Genomic DNA, 23,074 nt, shown 5'->3' with positions numbered 1-23,074 from the left:
AGGGGCTGGGTCTGGGAGGGGTCGACCGCAACGGACCGCCCCGGCGGCATCCGGTCGTATGCCGCTCAGCCCGCCTCGGGGTCGCCCGCGGTCGTGGAGGGGGCCGGGGCGGTTCGGCGCACCGCCCGGTAGGCGAGGGAGGCGGCGACGAGGCCGAGCGCCCACAGGCCGTGGACGCCGTTGACGACGAGCAGGGCGGTGACCGACGCGAAGGCGACGACGGCGAGCCACCACGACGGCGACCACCGGGGGAGGAGGCGCACGGCGGCGGCCGTGCCGAGGACGTAGACGAGCGTGAAGCAGCCCGTCGCGAGGAGCATGAGGGGCTCGAGGCCGAGACCGAGCCGCGCGGACACGGCGAGCGACCCGGTCGACAGGATCGTGATGAGGGCGAGGCTGCGCTGGGGGACCTGCCCGGCCGCGCTCCCCCGGGCGAGCGCGGCCGGGAGGGCGCCGTCGCGGGCGAGGGCCGCGCCGAGGCGCGATCCTCCCGCGAAGTAGGCGTTCGTCGCACCGAGCGTCAGCATGAGGGCCGCGACGGCGGTGACGACGCGGGCCTGGTCGCCGAGCGCGACGGCCATGAGGTCGGACAGGGGTGCCTGGCTCGATGCGGCCCCCGGGCCGAGGACGAGAACGCTCGCCGCGGCGAGGCCGAGGTAGAGGACCCCGACGACGACGACGGCGATGCCGGTCGCCCACGGCACGTCATGGCGCGGCCGGCGGTAGTCGCCGGCGAGCGAGGCGACCGCCTCCCAGCCGGCGAAGCCCCAGACGAGGAGGGCGGCGGCCGACCCGACGGCGGTCCACCCGTGCGGGGCGAACGGGGTGAGGTTCTCGGTGCGGGCGTGCGGACCGGAGACGACGACCGTCGCGGTGATGAGCAGGGCGAGGGTGCTCGCGAGGACGAGCTGGACCCGCCCGGAGAAGCGCAGCCCGGCCGCGTTCATGGCCCACGTGACGCCGATGAGCGCGGCGGCGACGGCCACGGTCGTTGTGCGTCCGCCCCCGACGACGTCGGCGACGTAGCCGCCGGCCATCATCGTCGCGGGCGGGGCCCCGACCGGGACCGCGAAGTAGAAGCACCAGCCGACGGCCGCAGCCGCACGCTCGCCGAAGGCCCGGCGCACGTAGCCGGAGACGCCGCCCGGGTCCGGGTACCGCGAGCCGAGCGCCCCGAAGGTGCTCGCGAGCGGGACCGACAGGAGCACGAGCGTCGCCCAGGCGACGAGGGACGCCGGCCCGGCGACGTCGGCGGCGATGGCGGGCAGGGTGATGACGCCGGTACCGAGGACGGCGCCGATCGTCAGGGCCGCCCCCTGCGCGACCGTGAGGCGGCCCGTGGGCGCGCCGGTCCCGGCCGTGTCCCGGGTGAGGGCGGGCGCGGGCGGGGTGGAGGTGCGGCTGGCCATGCTGACCAGCCTGCCGGTCAGGTGGACCGGTGAGAAGATCCAGATCCTGGCATTCGGTTTGGTCCAATCAGCGGGTCGCGCGCCTAGGCTGGGCCGATGGAGCTGCACATCGGCCTCGACGAGACCGGCACCGGTGACCTCGCCACCTCGATCTACGCCCAGATCCGCGTGGCCGTCCTCGACGGGCGGCTCGCGCCCGGGGTGCGCGTCCCCCCGACGCGCCAGCTCGCCCGGTCCCTTGGCGTCGCACGTGGGACCGTCAGCGCGGCCTACGACCGTCTCGTCGCGGAACAGTTCCTCGACAGCCGGGCCGGGTCGGGAACCTACGTCACCGACGCCTGCCGCCAAGGCCCGCGGCTCGCCCGTCACGCGCGTCCCGGGGTCGTGTCGCCGGTTCCGCTCTGGGCCGGGGTCGACCCGCCACCCGCGTTCGCCGCCTCCCGACGGGAAGCCGGCCCGGCGGCATACGACCTCACGCTCGGCGTGCCCGACGTCTCGCTCTTCCCGCTCGCCCTGTGGCGGCGGCTCGTCTCGGCGCAGCTGCGCCGCGCCCCGCACGGGTGGGAGACCTACGACGTTCCCGGCAACCCGCTCCTGCAGGCCGAGATCGCGCGGTACGCCGGTCTGTCCCGTCACGTCGTCGCCTCCCGTGACGACGTCGTCGTCACGACCGGGGCCCAGCAGGCGCTCGACCTCGTGGCGCGGGTCCTCGTCGAGCCCGGCGCCGTCGTCGCCGTCGAGGACCCCGGATACACCGCGGCCCGCCGTCTCCTCGAGACGCACCGAGCGCGGGTCGTGGGCGTCCCCGTCGACGGGGAGGGGCTCGTCGTCGAGGCCCTTCCCGACGACGCCCGGGTCGTCTACGTCACGCCCTCGCACCAGTTCCCGACCGGGGTCGCCATGTCGCTCGCCCGCCGGACCGCCCTGCTGGAGTGGGCGATCCGCCATGACGCGGTGGTCGTCGAGGACGACTACGACAGCGAGTTCCGGTTCGCCGACCGGCCGCTCGAGCCGCTCCAGAGCCTCGACGCCGACGGCCGCGTCGTCTATGTCGGCTCGTTCTCCAAGTCGCTGCTCCCGGCACTGCGGGTCGGCTACGCCATCGTGCCGACTTCGGTCCAGCGGGCCTTCCGGGAGGCGAAGCGGGTCTCCGACTGGAACGGCGACCCCGTCACCCAGGGCGCCCTCACCCGCTTCCTCGCCGAGGGCCACCACGCGGCGCACGTCCGTCGCGCCACGAAGGTCTACCGCGAGCGGCGCGAGACCCTCCTCAGCGAGCTGGACGGGCAGCTCTCCGGCGTTGTCGACGTCGTCCCGTCGGCCGCCGGGCTGCACGTCTGCGCCGTGCTGCGCGACGAGCGGGTCTCCGACGTGGACGTGGCCGAGGCGGCGCTCGCCGCGCGGGTCCGCGTCGACCCGCTGTCGGTGCGATACGGCGACCAGCCGGCGCGGCAGGGCTTGGCGCTCGGGTTCGGTGCGGTCGGGGCCGAGGCGATCCCTCTCGTCGTCCGGCGACTTGCCGGCGCGATCGACGCCGTTCGCTAGCTCGAGGGGGCGACCGCCGGCACCCGGCGCCGGACGATGGCGAACTGCGAGGCGAGCGGGATGATCCCGAGGATGAGGACCATCGGCACGGCGAAGCCGAGCCGGAGGTTGCCCGACCCGACGGCACCGGTCAGCACGGCGCCGAGGAGCGCCCCGACGTAGTTGAACTGGTTGAACCGGGCGATGACCTGGTCGACGCGGTCCTGGCTGCTCGCGAAGTCGTCGCCACCGGCGATGGCCGCCGCGGCGGAGAAGCTGAGCGGTGCGATCGTCGCGACGGCGCCGCCGAGCACGGTGAACCCGGCGACGGCGATCGGCCACGTCGGGGCGAAGACGATGACGGCGAGAGCGGCCGACGCGACGACCCCGCTGAGGCGCAGCATCCACACGGCGCCGTGCCGGTCGACGAGGCCGTCGCCGAGCCCGCGCGCGATGAGGGTCGCGACGAGGTAGGGCAGGGTGGCGAGGGCGGTGAGCCGTTCCGGGGCATCGAGCGTCCCGCCGAGGTAGACCGGCCCCCACGTCGTGGCAGCGGTGTCGACCATGTAGAAGAGCACCATCGCGAGGCCGAGCAGGACGATGCGCCGCCACGGCACCGCCGCGGCTGCGGCGGGGGAGGGAAGGCGGTCCTTCGTGACGAAGGGCGCGGCGAGCACCGCGACAGGGAAGAGGAGAAGCGGCAGCAGGCGGACGCCGAGCTCGGTGCCGGCGGTCGCGAGCGTCAGGAGCGTGCCGACGATGCCGCCCGCAGTCCAGAACCCGTGGAACGACGGGAGGATCGGCCGGCCGTAGAGGTGCTCGACAGTCACCGCCTGCATGTTGCTCGAGGCGTCGACGATCCCGAGGGCGAGGCCGTACACGGCGAGCCCGGCGACGAACACCCCGAACGCCGGGGCGAGGAGCGCCGCCGCGAACCCCACGGTCGCGAGGACGAACCCGAGACGGACGACGACGGCGCTCGAGGACCGTGCCGCGACGAGCTCCGCGAGGACCGAGCCGGCGCCGGCCAGGAGGACGACCAGGAGGAGCAGGCCGCTCACGGCGAGCTCGTCGAGGTCCCATCTGCGCTGGATCTGGGGAAGGCGCGTCGTCAGCGAGATGAAGAGCAGCCCCTGCACGAAGAAGGCGGCCCCGGCCGCGAGGCGGTGGCGGGCGTGCGGGTGCTCGGTCAGTGAGGTCACGGTGCGCACCCTCCCCGGCGAGGCGTTCCGCCGTCAAGGGGTCGTGCGGGATCGAGATGTGGGCCGGCGGGTGCCGGCCTCTGGCCGCCCGCCGCGTCTCGCCGGGCGTGCGGCCCGGGGCGGTGGAGACTGAGCCCCATGCTCCGACTCACCATCACGACGCCAGGCGCCCTCACGGACGAGGTGACCGAGGCCCTCGGGGCCTCACCCGCCGTCAGCACCCTGTCGGTGGTTCGCGGCGCCTCGGTGCGCCCGCCCGGCGACCTCGTCCACGCCGACGTCGCCCGTGAGGGGGCGAACGAGGTCATCGACCGGCTCCGCGAGATCGGCGTCCATCGCGAGGGCAGTCTCCACGTCGAGCCGGTCACGACGTGGATCTCCCAGTCGGGTTTCGACGCCGACGAGCGGATGCCGGGCAGCAGCGCGGATGCCGTCGTCTGGGCTGAGGTGGCCCAGCGGTCCTACGACGACAGCGAGCTCAACTGGACGTTCATCTCGTTCATGTGCCTCGCGACGCTCATCGCGGGGATCGCGATCGTCCTCGACTCGCAGATCCTCGTCATCGGCGCGATGGTCCTCGGCCCGGAGTTCGGGGCCATCGCGGCCCTGGGTGTCGCCCTGGTCCGGCGGCGTCCCCTGCTCTTCGGGGTGGCTCTCCGGGCCCTCCTCGTCGGCTTCGCCGTCGCGATCGTCGTCACCGCCGGCGCCGGACTCCTCGGCCGGGCCCTCGGCTGGGTGACCCTCCGGGACGTCACCGGCCCCCGGCCCCAGACCGGCTTCATCTACACGCCCGACCAGTGGTCGGTGATCGTCGCCGTCCTCGCGGCGGCGGCCGGCGTCCTCTCCCTCACCTCGGCGAAGGTCGGCGGCCTGAGTGGCGTCTTCATCTCGGTCACGACGATCCCGGCGGCAGGCAACGTCGCGCTCGGCCTCGCGTTCGGCGCCTGGGACGAGGTGCGCGGCAGCGGCCTGCAGCTCGTCGTCAACCTCACCGGCATGGCCATCGCGGGGTGGGCGACCCTCGCCCTCCAGCAGGCGGTCTGGTCCCGCGTGCCGGCGCGGCGCCGATCAAGCCTCAAGCGGTGGGTCCACGCCGACCCGCCGCCCTCTCGAGACACGGCGTGACCGGGGTGGTCGCTCAGTGCGTCGTCGAGGTTGCCGGCGGAGCCGGCAGCGCCAGCGACGTCCGGAGGGCGCCGTTGACGAGCCCGAGGAGCACGCCGGTCTCGCGGCGGATCACGACGTAGCGGGCTGCGGCCTGGGGTGAACCCGCGGCCGCTTCCTCGGACGCTGCATCGGCGAAGAGCCGGAGGGAGGCGAGACGGCCGAAGTACGTGGGCGGGTCGAGACCGGGCGGTGCCCCCGTCGACTCGAGAGTTGCGAAGTGCTGCGCGAGGACGTCGAGCTGGAGTGCGGCGGGGCTGCCCGTCAGTGTCATGGCGTCGAGAAGGGCGATGTCGGACACGAGGTTCTGGTAGCTGACGAGCGCGACGGCCTGCGTGAACGCCGCCGTCGTCGTCGGCGTGGGCCGCGGCGGCATGGTCACGGTCACCGTCGGGGTCGCCGTCACCGTCACGGTGGCCGTCGCAGTGACGGGTGGACCGTTCGGGTCGACGACCGTCACCGTCACGGTCGGCGTCGACCCAGCCCCCGACCCGGCCTGGCTGAGCTCGACCTGGGGGTTGCCCGACGTGCACGCCGCGAGTCCGGGCAGGGCAGCGGCGATGAGCAGCGCGGCTGCGGTGGTGTGGCGCACGTCCGTCTCCCCGGTCGGTCGTTCTGGCTGGTCTGGCTGGTCTGGTTGGTCTCGCTGGTCTGGCTGGACTGGCTGGTCTGGCTGGTCTGGGTCGACTGATTGTCAGTCGTCGGACGGCCCGGTGGGGCCCGAACGCCACGAACTTACCCACGACGTGATGCGGTGCTGCTTCGCGTTCGCTACGGCACTGCTCACGATTCCTGGGCAGTGCCGTAAGGGCTGCGGGGTGCGGTTCCGCGTTGGCTACGGCACTGCTCAACCTCGCTGGGCAGTGCCGTAAGGGGTGCGGGCCGTTCCGCGTTCGCCACGGCACTGCTCAACCTCGCTGGGCAGTGCCGTAGCGCGCGCCGTCACGTGTCCCTCCTTGGCCCATCTCGACCGCTCCGGCTCAGGTCCGGGCCGCGGCGAGTTGGGGGCGCGTGAGGAACAGGGCGCCCTCCAGGTCGGCCCCACGCAGGTCCGCGTCGCGCAGGTCCGCGCCCAGCAGGTCGGCCGCGCCGAGCCGGGCGCCGCGCAGGTCCGCGGCGATGAGCAGCGCCCCGCGAAGATCCGCCGTGCGCAGGTCGAGCCCGCGGAGGTCGGCACCGACGAGGTCCGCGCCGGGGCGGGCCCCCCGAGGCGGCGTCGGGATCGTGGCTGCCGCCCGCACCCGTTCGCGGACGGTTGCACTCGTGCGCTGCAACAGGTCACCGACGCGGCCGCGGAGCTCACGAAGGTCCACGCAGAGGAGCATCTCGACCGGGGCCGCCGTGAGCGCGACCACGTCGTCGTGCACGTCACCCAGGGCCGCCTCGAGGGCGTCGCCGGGTGCCAGGCCCACGGCCTCGCGCAGGAGGGCGAGGACCTCGTGCAGCTGCCGCATGACGGGCAGGACGGCATACATGCGAGCGGCGGTCGCCGGAGCGTCCCGCCACGAGACCCCGCCGAAGGTCACCTGCGACGCCTGCTGGCCCGCGCCGAAGCAGTCGAAGACCGTGCAGCCCTTCCAGCCGTCGGCGCGAAGCCGGTCGTGGATCCCACAGCGGAAGTCGTCGAGGAGGTTGCGGCACGGCTCGCCGCCTGGCTTGTCGACGGGGAAGTCGGCCGAGCGCGCGAAGGGCAGTGCGACACAGCACAGCCCGAAGCACCGGGCGCAGTCGGGAGTCAGTGCCGGAGCGGGGGAGAGCCGCCCGCCCGCGTCGCCGTCGCCCGTCCCCGCCATGCCCGCCAGTATGCCGTCGTATGCCGCCGGGCCGGCTTTCGCCCGCGCCCGAACGCCTCCTGGCGCACACCCGCGCCGCCCGGCTGGGGACCGGCCCAGCCCTCAGAGGAGCGAGCTCGGGTCGTCGGGGACGTCGGCGGCATACGCCTGGAGCAGCTGGAGCGGGATGACGTCGAGCGCCCGCTCATGCGTCGCCACGAGCATGACGGGCGCGGCGACCCCGGCCTGCTGCGCCTCGAGCCAGCGCGCCGCGACGACGCACCAGCGATCGCCCGGCACGAGCCCCGGGAAGCGCCACTCCGGACGGGGTGTCGACAGGTCGTTGCCGACGCTGCTCTGGTGGGCGAGGAACTCGGACGTCATGATCGCGCAGACCGTGTGGCTCCCACGGTCCTCCGGACCGCTCGTGCAGCACCCGTCGCGGTAGAAGCCCGTCATCGGGTCGGTACCGCACTCCTCGAGCTCGCCACCGAGCACGTTGCGTTCTCCACGCGCCATGGCCCAACGCTAGTGCGACCCTGTACCCGGGAGTGCCCCGCATCCACGGACTCGCTGATTAGTCTGGGGTCATGCGCGACACATGGGCCTACGACCGGGACTACCTCGATGCCTGCCAGTCCCGGTCGGAGACCCAGGTGGCCATGTGGCGGGAGGTCGCCGGCGCCGCGCGCGACCACGGCGACGCCGACGTGAGCGAGCTCGAGAGCGCCCTCGCCTCCCTCGAGTCCGAGTACTTCAACAACATGCTCCTCGTCCTCGACGGGTACTTCGCCCAGCGCCCCGACCTCACCCCCCACCTCACCCCCGACGCCACGGGCAGCGCCCGGACCCGACCGGGAGGCGCGGTCGCCGAGGTGCGCGTCCTTGCCCGGTCGCTCCTGGATGGCGGCGGCACGGTCCTCGAGGACCCGGACTTCCCCTTCGACCAGCAACGCTCGGTCCTCGGCCTCGCCGTCGGCGACCCGATCCGCCTCACCCAGGACCAGTACCGCCGGCTCGCGGGAGCCTTCTTCCGCGAGATCGAGCGCGAGCTCCTCGCCTGAGCCCGGCCGCGAACCCATGACCGGTGAGGTGCGCCGCGACCGGTGGGGCATCCCCCACCTGCGCGCGGACGACGTGCTCGCGCTCGCCCACCTGCAGGGCCGTGAGGCCGCGCGCGACCGCGCGTGGCAGATGGAGCTCGCGCGCTGGCGGATGGAGGGCCGTACGGCCGAGTACCTCGGGCCCGACGGCCTGGCCTGGGACCGCTTCGCCCAACAGGTACGCCTCGAGCCGACGGCCCGGGACTTCCACGCCGGCCTCGACCCGGAGACCCGGGCGTTCGTCGACGCCTACGTCGAAGGGGTCAACGAGGGTATGCCGCTCGGCCTCGCGGGTGCCCCCGAGCCGGCCCTGCTCGGACTGGGGGCGTATGCCGGCCGGCCGCGCCCGTGGGAGCCGTGGACACCGCTCGGCGTCTTCTGGGCGATCCACCTGCTCTTCGGGACGTTCCCCGGCAAGCTCTTCAACGCCCACGTCGCCGACCGCCTCGGGGAGGAGTGGCTCGACCTCTTCCACACCGAGGGCGGACCGTGGCACTCCGGGAGCAACGCCTGGGTCATCGGCGGCCACCGGACCCGGAGCGGCCGGCCCCTCATCGCGGGAGACCCGCACCGGACGATCGAGCTGCCCAACGCCTACCAGCAGGTCGGGCTCGCGTGCCCCGAGTTCGACGTCGTCGGGTTCACGTTCCCCGGGGTGCCCGGGATCCAGCACTTCGGGCACGCCGGCGGGGTCGCCTGGGCGATCACCAACGCGATGGCCGACTACCAGGACCTGACGACCGAGCAGCTGCGCAGGCAGGACGGCAGGCTCGAGGCCCGCGGGGTCGACGGATGGGAGCCCGTCGACGACGAGATCGAGACGGTCTGCGTCCGCGGCGAGGGCGCCGACGGGCTCGAGCACCCGGACCGCGTCGCGGTGCCCGTCGTCGTCACCGCACGCGGGCCCATCGTCACCGGCCTCGAACAGGCCCTGGCCGCACTCGGTCGCGAGGCCAGCCACGTCGGCGAGGGGACGGTGACCACGGAAGCCCGCCCGGCGGCATACAGCCTCCGGACCCCGTCACAGGTGACAGGGGACCTCGGGTTCGGCGCGCTGCTGCCGCTCCTGCGCTCGCGCACCGTCGATGACGTGACGTCGGCGCTCGCCCGATGGGTCGAGCCGGTCAACAGCGCGGTCGTCGCCGACACGTCGGGTGCGATGCGGCACCTCGTCGTCGGGAAGGTCGCGCGGCGCAACGGCGCCAACCGGGTTCGTCCGGTCCCTGCGTGGGACCCGTGCCACCGGTGGGAGGGCTGGCTCCCGGGCACGGTCACCGACGTCGACGACGTCATGGTCAGCGCCAACGACCGTGCGAGCGGTGGCGGGCTCGGCGTGGAGTACTCCACGCCCCACCGCGCGACGCGGATCCGCGAGCTCATCGCGGAGCGCACCGACCTCACGGCCGACGACTGCGCCGCGATCCACGTCGACACCCTCAACGGCCAGGCCCGGCTCGCGCGCGAGCTCGTGTCGGCCGCGGTGGTGGACGGTGACGCGGCCGCCGTCCGCGACGTCCTGCTCGGGTGGGACGGGCACAGCGACCCGGACAGCCGGGGAGCGGCCGTCTTCGCGGCGTGGCGGCACGAGCTCGTCGGGTGGTTCGCCGAGCACCCCCGGCTCGCGCCCCTCCTCGCGCCGACCGGGCACTCCGTGCTCCTCGAGTCTTGGCTCGACGTGCCGCTCCAGATCGGGCTGACCTGGGGGCCGATGGCGCGAGGCGTCGACCGGATGGGTGTCGACGTCGCCGAAGGCGTTCGCGTGGCGTTGGAACGCGTTGCGGCGCAAGGGGATCGGGTGTCGACATGGGGAGACCGCCACTGGTTCGGCGCGATCCACGCGCTCGAGGGGCTGCCCGGCGCGCCGATGCTCCCCCGCGCGGCGGTGCCCGGCGACACGGGGTGCGTCCTCGCTGCGGGAAGCGCGCCCGGCGTCACGGACCGGTGCTCCAAGGGACCGGTCGCGCGCTACGTCTGGGACCTCGCCGACCGCGACGCGAGCCGCTGGGTCGTCCCCGGTGGCGCGTCGGGCGCGCCGGACGACGAGCACGGCGGCGACCAGCTCGACGCTTGGCTGTCGGGTCGGCTCCACCGCGTCGACGGCACTTCACACCCGCGGTTCGATGTATGAGGGCGTCGTCTACGACGCCCTCATACATCGAACCGGAAGGGGGCCGGAGGGGGGTCGGAGGGGGGCCGGGCTCAGCGGCGGGAGCCGCGATAGGCGACGAAGATCCCGAACAGGGCGACGATCGGACCGGCGATCGCCCAGAAGGTGACGCCCGACATGACGCTGCCCCCGACGATGCCCAGGCCCTGGAGCGTCCAGAGGCAGCCGATGACGAAGAGGATGCCACCGAGGACGAGCAGGAGCGAGCGGTTCATCGGTTCCTCCGAGACGCAGTGGGTGCCATGGGACCACGCTAGTGCGGCGGGGCCCTTCCGGACCCGACGAACCTCCCGTTGGAGCGCGTCCGCATGTGCCACAGTGAGCCCGTGGGGCACACATTCACTCGGGCCACGATCATCTGGTTCGTCGGTTCCGCGCTCTTCGCCGTCGCAGCCGGTGCCGTCCAGCTCGTCCCGAGGACGGCGGGGACCACGTTGGCGACCCAGCTCACCATCGCCGTCTGGGTCCTCGTGGCGATTTCGGCCCTCATGCTCTACCACGGACTCATGGTCGCCGCCGCCGAGCAGGACGCCGCCGCGGCCCGGTCCGAGCGCGGGGCCGGGGCGAGCCCGACGCGCCGGTCGACCCGGGGCTCGCGGCACGACCCGGAGCGGGCCCTGGACCGCTCCCGGAGGCCCAAGGTCCGCGAATGACCCTGTGACCGAAAGAACTCCGACGCCAGTCCGGCACGGGCGCAGACTGAAGGGGGGCGCACTCGTGCCGCCCGGACCCAGCCAAGGAGTGGTCATGAGAAGGCTCGAAGGCCGAGTCGCGCTCGTCACGGGCGCCGGCAGCGGCATCGGCAAGGCGACGGCCAGGCGGCTCGCGGAGGAAGGGGCCCGACTCGTCGTGACCGACATCAACGAGCAGAGCGGCCAGGCGACGGCCGACGAGCTGCTCGACGCGGGGACGGAAGCGACCTTCGTGCATCACGACGTGACGAGCGAAGCCGACTGGCACGTCGCGTGCGAACGGGCCGTCGACGAGTTCGACGGACTCGACATCCTCGTCAACAACGCGGGAATGGGTGACCTCAAGACGATCGAGGAGACGACGCTCGAGGAGTGGGAGCGCACCGTCGCCATCGACCAGACCGGCGTCTTCCTCGGGATGAAGATCGCCGCCCCGTACCTCCGCAAGTCGCAGCATGCAGCCGTCATCAACATCAGCTCGATCTTCGGCACGAGCGGCGGCTTCGGGAACTCCCCGGCCTACCACGCGGCCAAGGGCGCGGTCCGGACCCTGACGAAGAACGCCGCGGTCCACTGGGCCACCGAAGGGATCCGGGTCAACTCCGTCCACCCGGGCTTCGTCGACACACCGATCCTCGACACCTCACGCGAGACGCCGTTCATGCAGGTCATGATCGACCTCACGCCGATGGGCCGGCTCGGCAGGCCGGAGGAGATCGCCGCCGGTGTCGCCTACCTGGCGAGCGACGACGCCTCCTTCGTCACCGGGCTCGAGCTCTACATCGACGGCGGCTACATCGCCCGGTGAGATCGCTGGTGAGCTCCCCGCTGACGTCCGGCAGGGGGTCAGCGGGCGACGAGGTAGCCCTCCTCGTCGAGGGTGACCTCGATCGGGTCGCCGATCCAGAGCGAGTCGTCCCCCGGGACGTGGTGGAAGCCGAAGATGACCGTGGTCCCGTCGCGGCGGGTCACGACCGGGGCGGCGAAGAGCGCGGGGTCGGCGGTGAACGGACGAGCCTTCGTGATGTCCCACGGCCCGAGCAGGCCCGGGGAGGGAACCGACCACGTGCAGCACTCGCCCGACATGGCCCGCCGCTCGGGCGTCATCTCGTCGGGGTGGCAGGTGAAGACGAGCGCAGGCCGGCCGTCGATGACCATGCTCCGCAGGACCTCGAGCTGCCCGAAACCGGCCCCCGGCTCGCAGAGCGGCTCGCGGACCTCCCACGTCTCGAGGTCGCGGCTCCACGCGTGCGCGATGACGCCGTCGTCGTTCTTCGCCGCGCCGAGGGCACGGGCCGTGATGAGCAGGTGCCAGCCGTCGCCGTCGGGGTCGGCGAGGACGAGCGGGTCGCGCCAGGTCTCGCTGCTGCCCTCGAGGTCGGGGCCGGTCGTGGGGCCCGGATGCGACGACAGGGTCTTGTAGTGGCGCGGGTCCACGCGGAGCACCGGCTCGTCGGAGACGCGGACCCAGTGATGGAGGTCGTCGGAGACCGCCGAGCCGATCCGCTGGTCGTAGATGTGGTGACCCGCGGTCGAGACGGCGGTGTAGAACATGCGCCACCGGCTGCCGTCGTGGATCGCCGAGCCCGTCCAGATCGCCAGGTCGTCGAAGCCTGCCTCCGCAGGCCCGAACGTCGTCCCGAGGACCTCCCAGTCGACGAGGTCGCGGGAGGTCGCGTGCCCGATCGTGGCGTTGACGTGGCGCTTCTCCCGGTCGCCGAGGGAGTGCGGTGCCTGCAGGTAGTAGAGGTGGTAGAGCGAGCCGTCGTCGACGACCCACGCGTCCCAGACCCAGTGGTCGTCCAGTCGCAGCATGGCGCGCAGTCTCGCACCCGCCGGCGGCTCCCGTCAGCCGGTTGTCCGCCCGTTGGCGTCGGCTTCGAGCCGGCGCTTGAGCCCAGTCCAGATCCGGCGCTCCATGCGTCTGCCCACGGGTCCGACGAGCGGTCCGGTGAGCCGGAACCACCCCTTCGGGTGCACCTCCCAGTCCCAGCGCATCCGCGTCCCGTCACCCTCGGGAGAGAAGGTGAGCCCGCCCGTCGTCTCCATCGTGACGCTCGTCGTGCGAGAGCCGAGCCGGGCGGGACGCTCGAAGTCGGTGAGCTCGACGATCATCTCCGTGCCGGCCCTGCCCATCCGCGCTTTGAATCGGGTGCCGAGCCCGATCGGCGGAGCCGTGAGCAGCTCGGCCTGGGTCATCGCTGGGTTGAAGGACGGCTCGTTGCGCGTGTCGGCGACCGTGTCGAAGACCCGTTCCGGTGCTGCCTCGATGTGGAGGCTCCCGCTGATGTGACCCACGCCCTCATGCTAGGCCGGGGCCCGGGCGCCCGGAGGCGGGTCGGAGCCGGCTGGGACGAGGGTCACGTCCGGACGTCGCCGAGCGGCATACGGGGTGTTCAATGGCGGAATGGGCCCGGCCGCGCCGTGGGTGCTGCACGTCGACCTCGACCAGTTCATCGCCGCCGTCGAGGTGCTGAGGCATCCCGAGCTCGCCGGGCGGCCGCTCATCGTCGGCGGCCGAGGCGACCCGACCGAGCGGGCGGTCGTGTCGACGGCGTCGTACGAGGCCCGCGCGCACGGTGTCGGCTCCGGTATGCCGCTCCGCCTCGCCGCGCGGAAGGTGCCCGACGCCGTCATCCTCCCCGTCGACGCCCCGGCCTACACGGAGGCGAGCGAGCACGTCATGGAAACCCTGCGCGGGCTCGGCGTCGTCGTCGAGGTGCTCGGCTGGGACGAGGCGTTCCTCGGGGTCGAGACCGACGACCCCGAGGGTTTCGCGCGCCGGGCGCAGGCGGCGGTCCTCGATGCGACGGACCTGCACTGCTCGGTGGGGATCGGCGACAACAAGGTCCGGGCCAAGATCGCGACCGGATTCGGCAAGCCGCGCGGCGTCTTCCGGCTGACCCGCGACAACTGGTTCGACGTCATGGGCGACCGGGCGACGATCGAGCTCTGGGGCGTCGGTGCCAAGGTCTCCAAACGCCTTGCAGCACACGGCATCGAGACCGTCCGTCAGCTCGCCCACGCCGACGAGGAGGTTCTCGTCGGCGAGTTCGGGCCGCGGATGGGGGTCTGGTACGGCCAGCTCGGACGCGGCATCGGGTCGGCCGTCGTCGACGACAGCCCCTGGATCGCGCGCGCCCACAGCCGGGAGACGACCTTCCAGCAAAACCTGACGAGTCCTGCCGAGGTCGAGGCCGCCGTGCGCGAGCTCGCCGCCCAGGCCTTCGCGGACACGGTCGCCGAGGGCCGGCCCGTCTTCCGGGTCACCCTCAAGGTCCGCTATGCGCCCTTCTTCACGCAGACGAAGGCGCGCAAACTCCCGGCCCCGACCCATGACCGAGCCGAGGTGATCGCCGCTGCGGTCACCCTTGCGGGCCAGCTCGACCCGGACCGCGAAGTGCGCCTCCTCGGCGTCCGCGCGGAGATGGTCATGCCCGAGGGCGGCGACCCTGTCGAGCGCACCCCGATCCGCGGCCGTCTCTAGGTCCGGGTCGGCTCGCGGCGCCTCCCGGGCCCTCGCCGGTCCGCCTCCAGGGCGCAGCCCAGCGGCGGCCCACCGTGGCGGACCGCTCAGCCGTCTCGCAGGGCTACTCGCCGGCCTCGGCCTCCACCACGAGCGCCTTTCCCTTGGCCCGGGCCCGCGCGAGCAGCGGCCGCATGAGCAGCCAGGCGACGGTGACGATGCCGGCCATCGTCATGATGCGGTTCGGGTCGACGGCCGGCATCCACTTCACGTCGCTGCCCTTGATGACGAAGGCCCCGGCCGGCCGACCGCCCATGCCGAACCCGCCGCCCTCGCCCTCTCCTCCGCTCTGGTCGTGGCCGGAGCCACCGCCTCCGCCACCGGCGACCATCGCGGCCGGGATGACCGTGAGGCCGTCCTTCTCGTACGGCTCGCCGTAGACGCGCCGCACCGTGATCGTGTCCTTCGCCTTGCTGAGGACCTCGTCGAGTGTCATGACCCCTCCTTCGTGCCGGCGTCGCCGGCCTCGCTCTCCACCGTGCGGGGCGGACCGGGAGGCTCGACAGGGCTGAAGGTCCCGACCTTGGGGCGTTCAGCGGGAGGTGACGAGGTGCCAGCCGAGCCACCACCACGTGAGGAGGAGGAAGAGCTGGGTCGAGCGGCGGCGCATGGCCCACGTCACGACCATGCCGAGCCCGCCGAGAACGTCGGGCCGCCTCCGCGCGACGAGGCTCGCGACCACGGCGGCCGCGAGCACGAGCCCGTATGCCGTGACCGTGCCCTCCCAGCCGCTCACGGGGCACCGGCCCGTGAACCGGACCAGGCCCGCGTGCGCCGGACGAGCCACCAGCCGGCGAGCAGCCAGAGGGTCAGCCCGGCCGCTCGCGGCACGCCGGCGGCGAGGGTCGGCTCGAGGAGGGTGCTGATGGTCGGCCGGTCGGGGTTGTCGGTCCGCGCGTCGGACTGGGAGAGGAACGAGACGAGCTCGATGAGGACGAGCAGGGCCCCGATACCGAGCCAGACCCACCACCGCGGCGGCGACGCAGGGACCGGCTCCGGGGCGTCGTCGAGATGGCCGTCGCCACCTGGGCCGACGGCGAGCGACAGCCAGAGGGCGAGCACACCGACCGCGGCGAGCGCGACGTCGAGCCAGCGCTCGGTGCGCGGGATGAGGGAGAGGCCGACGCCGAGCACGGTCGCGATCGCGCAGCCACCCGCGACGCTCCTCCACCGCAGGGGTGCCGGCGTGGCGTCCGCCGTGCGTCCGCGCCAGCGGAGGCCCTCACGGACCACGAGCGCGAGCGTGCCGACGCAGAGCAGGATGTCGGCGGCATACCCCCTGGTGACCATGACGGCCGTCGCGAGCACCAGGAGGGGGACGGCCGGCTCGCGCAGGAACGTGAGCCGGCTCCACCCCACTCGCTGGGCGCGTTCCCCCACGCCCTGACCGTAGTCCCACCCGACCCCGGCGGTGGGGTTTCGCACCGGAGGCTCAACCCGTCGCCGGCTCTCGGTGAGCGCGCCGCGCGGGTGCTGCGCGCCGCGACGCTCAGAGTGCGGCGGCCGCGGCCCGCCCGGCGGTCCGGCCGCTGAAGAGGCAGCCGCCGAGGAATGTGCCCTCGAGCGAGTTGTACCCATGCATCCCGCCGCCGCCGAACCCGCTCACCTCGCCTGCGGCATACACGCCCTCGAGCGGCTCGCCGCCGGCGCGGAGGACCCGTCCGGACAGGTCCGTCTCGAGGCCGCCGAGCGTCTTGCGGGTGAGGATGTTGAGCCGGACCGCGATGAGGGGCCCCGCCTCGGGGTCGAGGAGCCGGTGCGGCGCGGCGACGCGGATGAGCCGGTCGCCGCGGTAGTTCCGGGCGCCGCGGACGGCGGTCACCTGAGCGTCCTTGGAGAAGGCGTTGTCGATCTCGTTGTCGCGGGCCGTGATGGTCTGGCGCAGGGCGTCGACGTCGATGAGCCCGTCGCCCGTCAGCTCGTTCATGCCCCGGACGAGAGCGTCGAGGGTGTGAGCGACGACGAAGTCCTCGCCGCGCTCCTTGAACGCCTCGACGGGGCCGGGAGCGCCCTTGCGGGCTCGGCCGAGCACCTGCCGGACGTCCTTTCCGGTGAGGTCGGGGTTCTGCTCGGAGCCGGAGAGCGCGAACTCCTTCTCGATGATCCGCTGGGTGAGGACGAACCACGAGTAGTCGTAGCCGCTGCGCATGATGTGTCCGAGCGTGCCGAGGGTGTCGAAGCCGGGGAAGTAGGGGGCGGGGAAACGGCGGCCCAGCGCGTCGATCCAGAGGGACGACGGGCCGGGAAGGATCCGGATGCCGTGGTTGTCCCAGACGGGGTTCCAGTTGCGCAGCCCCTCGGTGTAGTGCCACATCCGGTCGGGGTTGATGACCCGGCCGCCTGCGGCCTCGGTGATGCCGAGCATCCGCCCGTCGACGTGGGCCGGGACGCCGGCGACCATCGTCAGGGGTGGGCGGCCGAGCCGCTTGGGCCACGCCCGGCGGACGAGGTCGTGGTTGCCGCCGATGCCTCCGCTCGTGACGATGACCGCCTGGGCGCCGATCTCGAAGTCGCCGATCTCGGTGCGGCTGCTGGCCCTGCCGCGCTCGACGTCGTCACGCTCGAGAAGGCGTCCGCGGACGCCGGTGACGCGCCCGGTCGTCATGACGAGCTCGTCGACGCGGTGCCGGAAGGCGAAGGTCACGAGGCCCTTGGCCACGCCCTCGCGGACCCGGCGCTCGAACGGCTCGACGATCCCGGGACCGGTGCCCCAGGTGATGTGGAAGCGCGGCACGGAGTTGCCGTGGCCGTCGGCGCGGCCGTCGCCGCGCTCGGCCCAGCCGACGACGGGGAAGAGCCGGTGGCCCTGCTCGTGGAGCCAGGCGCGCTTCTCCCCGGCGGCGAAGTGGAGGTAGGCCTCGGCCCAGCGCCGCGGCCACAGGTCCTCGTCGCGGTCGAACTGCGCCGACCCCATCCAGTCCTGCCGGGCGAGCTCGAGGCTGTCCTTGATGCCCATCCGGCGTTGCTCGGGGCTGCCGACGAGGAAGAGGCCGCCGAAGCTCCACCAGGCCTGGCCGCCGAGGTTCTGCTCGCCCTCCTGATCGACGAGGACGACCCTCTTGCCCGCGTCGGCGAGCTCGGCGGTGGCGACGAGCCCGGCCAGGCCGGCTCCTACGACGACGACGTCGGCTTCCATGGGTCCCTTCCCTCTGCGGCGGAGATCAGGGCAAGGGTATGCCGCTCACCCGCTTCCGCACGGCACGTGGGCCCCCGCTCTCCCGGGGCTCAGACGTCGGGGCCACGGCCGAGCGACCGGAGGATGGTCACCGCCTCGGCGCCGCGCTCCCAGGGCACGAGGAGGTGGTCGTGGTGGAAGCCGGCGATGACGTTGCAGCTCATGCCCGCGTCGGCGAGCGCCCGGGAGAAGGCGGCCGTCATGCCGACGGCCTCGAGGGCCGAGTGGACGCGGAGCGTGATGCGGGCTGCGACGTAGTCGTGGGCGAGGCCGAGCCGGTCGGCCTCGGCCGCCGTGACGACGACGGTCGTGCCCTCGTCCTCGTCGACCGTGGCGAACGGTGTGCAGTCGTCCGGCACGCGCTCGACGACGGCGACGACCCAGGGTTCGGGGTGCAGCTCGGGCTCGAGGCTCGCGAGCAGCTGGTCGAGGTCGGTGATGCCGGTCATGGCGGCATGCTCGCAGACGAAGGTGAACCGGGGTGTGGGGCAGGCGCCCTCAGCCGCCGGTTGCGGCGTCGGAGGTGACGACCTGCACCGGGGCGCCGGAGGTCCTGGGGGCCTTCGCGCTGACCGGCCCGGGGGTCGTGGGGATGCGACGGTCGAGGCGTGCGGGGATCTCGCCCACGGTCAGCGCGCGGAGGATGTCGCGCAGTCGGCCCTCGGGCAGCCACGCCAGGCCCCTCACTCCGCTCGTGTCGGTCGCGCGGAGCCAGGCGTCCTCGACACCGAGCACGACGGCATACGGCAGGAGTCGCGCGTGGACGTCGGCCTCCTCGGCGGCGGTGACGTCGTGGTCATCGACCACGGCCTCCTGGAGAGCCGCGATCCGGTCGTCCTGCGCGCTCGTGAGGTAGGCCGTCAGCCCTCGGAGCTGCCGCAGCGTCTCGACGCCTCGCGGGGTCACCGACCGCCAGGCGTGGAGCACGCCGTGGACCACACCGAGGGCGCCGAGCACCATGACGAGGGCGGTCGCGCCCACGGCGAAGCTCACGCCGGTCGAGTGCGCGAGCCAGGAGATGCCCACGGCCGCGACCAGTCCCACGAGGACGAGCGAGCGGTCGGCCCGGGCCACGTCGGGCCGCTCGAGCAGGCCCGCACCGATCGCGGCGTCGCGGACCCGGGTCAGGGCGTCGCTGTCGGCGACGTCCAGCCCCGCACGGACCGACTGCGGCCGCCCGGGTCGCGGCGGGGCCAGGACCGACAGGGCGAGCTCGGCCTCGGGGCTGAGGTCTTGCGGGAGGGCGACCGTCTCGACGAGGACGTCCTGGTCGCCGGGCCGCAGCCGGACGTGGTCCGTGACGGCGGCGTCGAGGAGCTGGCCGACGATGCCGCGGGCGGGGCGCCCGAGCAGGCTCCCGGCCAGGGCGGGCGACAGCCCGCCCGGGACCGAGGGCCGGGCCGCGGCGGGGCCGACGCGTCGACGGCGGTGATGAGCGGCGGCCAGCGCCGCGGTGGCTCCCGCGAGAAGGAGGGCTGCGCCGCCGATCGCGAGCACGGTGGCCCGGGCCTGCTCGTCCTGCGGGTCGGCGGCAGGTTCGGTGAAACGCGTGCCGTGGATGCCGGCTCGCAGCAGGACGGCCTCGTGCGGACCGACCCCGCTCGCGCTGACCGTCACCGGAGGCGTGGAGCCGTCGGCGTCGTCGAGCACCCCGGTGAGCTCGGCCGAGGTCGTGAGCTGGGCGCTCACCTCCGGGATCGAGCGGGCCCAGTCGCGACCCGTGACGTCCCACTCGAGCACCTGCCCGCCGCCGTCGCTCCGGGCCACGCCGTCGGCCGTGTAGTGGATGACGTAGGTGGCCGGCTGTCCGGGGGTGGGGTCCGGGTCGACGACGCGGACGTGGACGCCCTCGCCGTCGACGGTCGTGGTCCAGGGAAGCACCCGTCCGGAGCCGTCCTCGACACCGAGAACCTGGACCGGGCGCCTCAGCCCGTCGAGTGTCGTCGGGAGGACGCGGACGAAGGCGTGCTCGCGCCGGCCCTCCGGGGTGGCCGGGTCGGACGAGAGGAAGGTGAGGCGGACGAGGTCGGTCGCGTCGAGCCGGGCCGAGCCGTCGGGCGCGCGGCCGAGCACGTAGCGCGCGAGCAGCGACTCCACGCGGTACTGCGGGATCGCCACGAAGTCGGCGCTGGACCGCTGGTAGCCGTCGACCGCTGCGGCGACCGCCGTGACGGCCCCGGCGCAGAGCAGGAGGGCTGCGGCCGGGCGGACGAGCGGGGCGAACGCACGCGGCGGGGCGAACCAGTCCATGCGTGTTCCTACCACGCGAAACGGCCGATTCGGGCCGGGAGCGGTGTGTCGGCCTCACGGATCGGGCGGGCGGCGCCCGTTCGGCCGATCCCGCTGCGTGCTGCCGTAGCGTCGGTGTCATGCGCAGCTTCACGGTGACGGACGAGGTCAGGGCCTACGCGGTCGAGCACGGCAGCTGGCGGACGGACGAGGTGATGCGGCGGCTCCGGTCCGAGACGGCGGCCCTCGGCGACCCCGCAGGCATGCAGGTCGGTGAGGACGAGGGCCAGCTGCTCACCATGCTGACCCGGCTGGTCGGCGCACGACGCGCCGTCGAGGTGGGGACCTTCACCGGCTACTCGAGCCTCTGCATCGCCCGCGGCCTGGCCGAGGGCGGCTCCCTGCTGTGCTGCGACATCAGCGAGGAGTGGACCGCCGTCGGCAGGCGCGCCTGGGCGGCGGCTGGCCTCGCGGAGCGGATCGAGCTGCGCCTCGCGCCCGCGCTCGACACGCTCCGCTCCCTCCCGACGGAGCCGACGATCGACCTCGCCTTCATCGACGCCGACAAGCCGGGGTATGCCGCCTACTGGGCCGAGCTCGTGCCCCGGGTGCGCCCCGGAGGGCTGCTCGTCGTGGACAACGTGCTGTGGAGCGGTCGGGTCGTCGAGCCCGACGCCGACGACGCGAACACCGAGGCGCTGCGCGCCTTCAACGACCTCGTCGCGGCCGACGCGCGGGTCGAGGCCGTCGTGCTGACCGCCTTCGACGGCCTGACCGTGGCCCGCAAGCGGTGAGGACAGGGCCCGGACGGTGAGTGAGGCCCCGGACGCATCCACCACGTCCGGGGCCTCACTCACGCCCGGTCAGGCGAGGTCGAACCGGTCGAGGTTCATCACCTTGACCCACGCAGCGACGAAGTCGCGGACGAACCGCTCCTGCGCGTCGGCGGCGGCGTAGACCTCCGCGAGCGCACGCAGCTGGGAGTTCGAGCCGAAGACGAGGTCGACGGCGGTCGCGGTCCGGATGACCTCGCCCGTGGCGCGGTCGCGGCCCTCGAAGACGTTCTCGTCCCAGGTGGAGGCCCTCCACTCCGTCCCCATGTCGAGCAGGTTGACGAAGAAGTCGTTCGTCAGCGTGCCGGGCCGGTCCGTGAAGATGCCGTGCCGGGCGCCCCCCAGGTTGGCGTCGAGGGCTCGCATCCCGCCGACGAGGACGGTCATCTCCGGAGCGGTCAGCGTGAGCATGCTGGCTCGGTCGAGGAGCAGGACCTCGGGAGAGAGCTTCTCCCCGGCGCGGAGGTAGTTGCGGAAGCCGTCGGCCTTGGGCTCGAGCACCTCGAACGACTCCACGTCGGTCTGGTCCTGGGAGGCGTCCGTCCGTCCGGGCGAGAACGGCACGTGCACCTCGTGCCCCGCGTCCCGTGCGGCCTTCTCGATGGCGGTGCACCCGCCGAGGACGATGAGGTCTGCGAGTGACACCCTCTTCCCGGACTGTCCTGCGTTGAACTGCTCCTGGATCCCTTCGAGGGTCTGCAGCACGGTGGCGAGAGCGGCCGGGTCGTTGGCCTCCCAGCTGCGCTGCGGCTCGAGGCGGATCCGCGCCCCGTTGGCGCCGCCGCGCTTGTCGGTGCCGCGGAAGGTCGATGCCGAGGCCCAGGCAGTGCGGACGAGCTGCGGGACGCTCAGCCCCGACGCGAGGAGGCTGGCCTTGAGGGCGGCGACGTCGTCGTCCCCGACGACCTCGTGGTCGACCGCCGGGACCGGGTCCTGCCAGATCTGGGGCTCGGGAACCCACGGGCCGAGGTAGCGCGTGATCGGACCCATGTCGCGGTGCAGCAGCTTGAACCACGCCCGGGCGAACGCGTCCGCGAGCTCGTCGGGGTGCTCGAGGAAGCGTCGCGAGATCGGCTCGTAGACCGGGTCGAGGCGCAGTGCGAGGTCCGTCGTCAGCATCATCGGGGCGTGCCGGACGGACGGGTCCTGGGCGTCCGGCACCGCGTCGGCACCCGCACCGTCCTTGGGCTTCCACTGCTTCGCGCCGGCCGGGCTCTCGGTGAGCTCCCACTCGTACCCGAAGAGCGTCTCGAAGTAGCCGTTGTCCCACGTCGTCGGGGTCGGCGTCCACGCGCCCTCGAGGCCGCTCGTGATCGCGTCGGTGCCGACACCGGTGCCGTGGGTGTTCTTCCACCCGAGGCCCTGGTGCTCGACCGGGCAGCCCTCGGGCTCGCGGCCGACGAGGCCGGGGTCGCCCGCGCCGTGGCACTTGCCGAACGTGTGCCCCCCGGCGATGAGCGCAACCGTCTCCTCGTCGTTCATCGCCATCCGGCGGAAGGTCTCGCGGATGTCGCGGGCGGCGGCCAGCGGGTCGGGGTTGCCGTTGGGGCCCTCGGGGTTGACGTAGATCAGGCCCATCTGGACCGCGCCGAAGGGGCCGGTGAGCTCGCGGTCGCCGCTGTAGCGCTCGTCTCCGAGCCACGTGTCCTCAGGTCCCCAGAAGACCTCCTGGGGCTCCCAGATGTCCTCCCGACCGAAGCCGAACCCGAAGGTCGTGAAGCCCATGGACTCCATCGCGACGTTGCCGGCGAGGACGAGCAGGTCGGCCCACGAGATCGTGCGGCCGTACTTCTGCTTGACGGGCCACAGGAGCCGTCGCGCCTTGTCGAGGTTGGCGTTGTCGGGCCAGCTGTTGAGGGGGGCGAAGCGCTGTGCGCCGTCCCCGGCCCCGCCCCGGCCGTCGGCGATGCGGTACGTGCCGGCGGCGTGCCAGCTCATCCGGATGAAGAGCGGCCCGTAGTGGCCGTAGTCGGCCGGCCACCAGTCCTGGGAGGTCGTCATCACCTCCACGAGGTCCCGCTTGAGCGCCTCGACGTCGAGCGTCGCGAACTCCGCGGCATAGTCGAAGTCCTCGCCCATCGGGCTGGCCAGGGGTGAGCGCTGGTGGAGGACGTGCAGGTCCAGCTGGTTGGGCCACCAGTCCTGGTTGGTCCTCGGCCGGGTCGGGGCTGGGGTGGGGGATGCGAGTACGGGGCTTTCGCTGTCGCTGCCGGTCTCAGACACGTCGGTCCTCTCCTGTGGTGGGAAAGCCCGGTCAGCCGCGGACGCCTCGCGCGGG

23 protein-coding genes are annotated in these 23,074 nt (G+C 73.4%); 8 read left to right on the top strand and 15 right to left on the bottom strand.

Going from position 1 to position 23,074, the window contains the following annotated elements; translation table 11 throughout:
* Window positions 1–65: 65 nt before the first annotated feature.
* On the bottom strand, window positions 66–1,409 hold the full coding sequence (locus tag N865_RS01920) for an amino acid permease (protein ID WP_051509870.1): 1,344 nt from the start codon (window positions 1,407–1,409) through the stop codon (window positions 66–68).
* A gap of 96 nt (window positions 1,410–1,505) precedes the next feature.
* Here N865_RS01920 and pdxR point away from each other — a divergent pair, with 96 nt between their 5' ends.
* Window positions 1,506–2,954, top strand: a complete 1,449-nt coding sequence (pdxR, locus tag N865_RS01915; protein ID WP_034800928.1) for a MocR-like pyridoxine biosynthesis transcription factor PdxR — start codon at window positions 1,506–1,508, stop codon at window positions 2,952–2,954.
* Here the strand turns inward: pdxR and N865_RS01910 are convergent.
* Window positions 2,951–4,135, bottom strand: a complete 1,185-nt coding sequence (locus N865_RS01910; RefSeq protein ID WP_051509934.1) for an MFS transporter — start codon at window positions 4,133–4,135, stop codon at window positions 2,951–2,953. The two genes, pdxR and N865_RS01910, sit on opposite strands and share 4 nt — an antisense overlap.
* Before the next feature lie 138 nt (window positions 4,136–4,273).
* On the opposite strand from N865_RS01910, the gene N865_RS01905 reads away from it, so the two are divergent.
* The gene (locus N865_RS01905) at window positions 4,274–5,260 is read left to right on the top strand and encodes a DUF389 domain-containing protein (RefSeq protein WP_034800926.1); all 987 of its coding nucleotides are present in this window, start codon (window positions 4,274–4,276) and stop codon (window positions 5,258–5,260) included.
* A gap of 13 nt (window positions 5,261–5,273) precedes the next feature.
* Here the strand turns inward: N865_RS01905 and N865_RS01900 are convergent, their stop codons facing one another.
* From N865_RS01900 to N865_RS01890, 3 genes are all read right to left on the bottom strand, one after another.
* Window positions 5,274–5,891 (bottom strand): hypothetical protein, encoded by a 618-nt coding sequence (locus N865_RS01900; RefSeq protein ID WP_034800924.1) that lies wholly within the window; start codon window positions 5,889–5,891, stop codon window positions 5,274–5,276.
* Window positions 5,892–6,279: 388 nt separating this feature from the next.
* The gene (locus tag N865_RS01895) at window positions 6,280–7,092 is read right to left on the bottom strand and encodes a pentapeptide repeat-containing protein (RefSeq protein ID WP_051509868.1); all 813 of its coding nucleotides are present in this window, start codon (window positions 7,090–7,092) and stop codon (window positions 6,280–6,282) included.
* A 102-nt stretch (window positions 7,093–7,194) separates the two neighbouring features.
* Window positions 7,195–7,590, bottom strand: a complete 396-nt coding sequence (locus tag N865_RS01890) for a DUF2237 family protein (RefSeq protein ID WP_034800921.1) — start codon at window positions 7,588–7,590, stop codon at window positions 7,195–7,197.
* A 71-nt stretch (window positions 7,591–7,661) separates the two neighbouring features.
* Between N865_RS01890 and N865_RS01885 the strand changes: the two genes are divergently transcribed.
* Both N865_RS01885 and N865_RS01880 read left to right on the top strand, forming a co-directional pair.
* The gene (locus N865_RS01885; RefSeq protein WP_034800919.1) at window positions 7,662–8,135 is read left to right on the top strand and encodes a hypothetical protein; all 474 of its coding nucleotides are present in this window, start codon (window positions 7,662–7,664) and stop codon (window positions 8,133–8,135) included.
* A gap of 16 nt (window positions 8,136–8,151) precedes the next feature.
* A complete protein-coding gene (locus N865_RS01880) occupies window positions 8,152–10,302 on the top strand; it encodes a penicillin acylase family protein (protein WP_034800916.1) in 2,151 nt (716 codons plus the stop codon).
* A gap of 71 nt (window positions 10,303–10,373) precedes the next feature.
* Here N865_RS01880 and N865_RS01875 read toward each other — a convergent pair whose 3' ends face one another.
* Window positions 10,374–10,556, bottom strand: coding sequence for a hypothetical protein (locus N865_RS01875; RefSeq protein WP_034800914.1), 183 nt, complete (start codon window positions 10,554–10,556; stop codon window positions 10,374–10,376).
* A 111-nt stretch (window positions 10,557–10,667) separates the two neighbouring features.
* Between N865_RS01875 and N865_RS01870 the strand changes: the two genes are divergently transcribed.
* Together N865_RS01870 and N865_RS01865 are read left to right on the top strand one after the other, a co-directional pair.
* A complete protein-coding gene (locus tag N865_RS01870) occupies window positions 10,668–10,994 on the top strand; it encodes a hypothetical protein (protein ID WP_034800911.1) in 327 nt (108 codons plus the stop codon).
* A 94-nt stretch (window positions 10,995–11,088) separates the two neighbouring features.
* Window positions 11,089–11,841, top strand: coding sequence for an SDR family NAD(P)-dependent oxidoreductase (locus N865_RS01865; protein ID WP_034800910.1), 753 nt, complete (start codon window positions 11,089–11,091; stop codon window positions 11,839–11,841).
* A 38-nt stretch (window positions 11,842–11,879) separates the two neighbouring features.
* On the opposite strand, the gene N865_RS01860 is transcribed toward N865_RS01865, so the two are convergent.
* Window positions 11,880–12,848, bottom strand: coding sequence for a glycoside hydrolase family protein (locus tag N865_RS01860; RefSeq protein ID WP_034800908.1), 969 nt, complete (start codon window positions 12,846–12,848; stop codon window positions 11,880–11,882).
* A gap of 33 nt (window positions 12,849–12,881) precedes the next feature.
* Complete coding sequence (locus N865_RS01855; RefSeq protein WP_051509866.1) at window positions 12,882–13,331, bottom strand: SRPBCC family protein; 450 nt, start codon at window positions 13,329–13,331, stop codon at window positions 12,882–12,884.
* 109 nt (window positions 13,332–13,440) lie between these two features.
* On the opposite strand from N865_RS01855, the gene N865_RS01850 reads away from it, so the two are divergent.
* Complete coding sequence (locus tag N865_RS01850; protein WP_034800905.1) at window positions 13,441–14,520, top strand: DNA polymerase IV; 1,080 nt, start codon at window positions 13,441–13,443, stop codon at window positions 14,518–14,520.
* Window positions 14,521–14,623: 103 nt separating this feature from the next.
* Here N865_RS01850 and N865_RS01845 read toward each other — a convergent pair whose 3' ends face one another.
* From N865_RS01845 to N865_RS01820, 6 genes are all read right to left on the bottom strand, one after another.
* Window positions 14,624–14,995, bottom strand: a complete 372-nt coding sequence (locus tag N865_RS01845) for a sporulation protein (protein ID WP_034800903.1) — start codon at window positions 14,993–14,995, stop codon at window positions 14,624–14,626.
* Between the two features lie 96 nt (window positions 14,996–15,091).
* Entirely contained in the window at window positions 15,092–15,295 is a 204-nt protein-coding gene (locus N865_RS01840) for a DUF6186 family protein (RefSeq protein WP_034800901.1), read from the bottom strand.
* Entirely contained in the window at window positions 15,292–15,939 is a 648-nt protein-coding gene (locus N865_RS01835; RefSeq protein ID WP_157557511.1) for a hypothetical protein, read from the bottom strand. Before N865_RS01835 ends, N865_RS01840 begins: the two co-directional genes overlap by 4 nt.
* Window positions 15,940–16,048: 109 nt before the next feature.
* Complete coding sequence (locus N865_RS01830) at window positions 16,049–17,695, bottom strand: FAD-binding dehydrogenase (protein ID WP_034800895.1); 1,647 nt, start codon at window positions 17,693–17,695, stop codon at window positions 16,049–16,051.
* Between the two features lie 89 nt (window positions 17,696–17,784).
* On the bottom strand, window positions 17,785–18,183 hold the full coding sequence (locus tag N865_RS01825) for an ACT domain-containing protein (RefSeq protein ID WP_034800893.1): 399 nt from the start codon (window positions 18,181–18,183) through the stop codon (window positions 17,785–17,787).
* A 49-nt stretch (window positions 18,184–18,232) separates the two neighbouring features.
* Entirely contained in the window at window positions 18,233–19,984 is a 1,752-nt protein-coding gene (locus tag N865_RS01820) for a DUF2207 family protein (protein ID WP_034800891.1), read from the bottom strand.
* Between the two features lie 119 nt (window positions 19,985–20,103).
* Between N865_RS01820 and N865_RS01815 the strand changes: the two genes are divergently transcribed.
* Window positions 20,104–20,757 carry an O-methyltransferase gene (locus tag N865_RS01815; RefSeq protein WP_034800889.1) on the top strand — a complete coding sequence of 218 codons (654 nt, stop codon included), beginning with the start codon at window positions 20,104–20,106 and terminating at the stop codon, window positions 20,755–20,757.
* A gap of 69 nt (window positions 20,758–20,826) precedes the next feature.
* Here N865_RS01815 and katG read toward each other — a convergent pair whose 3' ends face one another.
* Entirely contained in the window at window positions 20,827–23,019 is a 2,193-nt protein-coding gene (gene katG, locus N865_RS01810) for a catalase/peroxidase HPI (protein ID WP_034800887.1), read from the bottom strand.
* Window positions 23,020–23,074 lie beyond the last annotated feature (55 nt).

This window comes from Intrasporangium oryzae NRRL B-24470 (assembly GCF_000576595.1).
Classification (GTDB): domain Bacteria; phylum Actinomycetota; class Actinomycetes; order Actinomycetales; family Dermatophilaceae; genus Intrasporangium_C; species Intrasporangium_C oryzae.
Note: the sequence above shows the minus strand (reverse complement) of the source record. Positions and strands in the feature narration are given on the sequence as shown.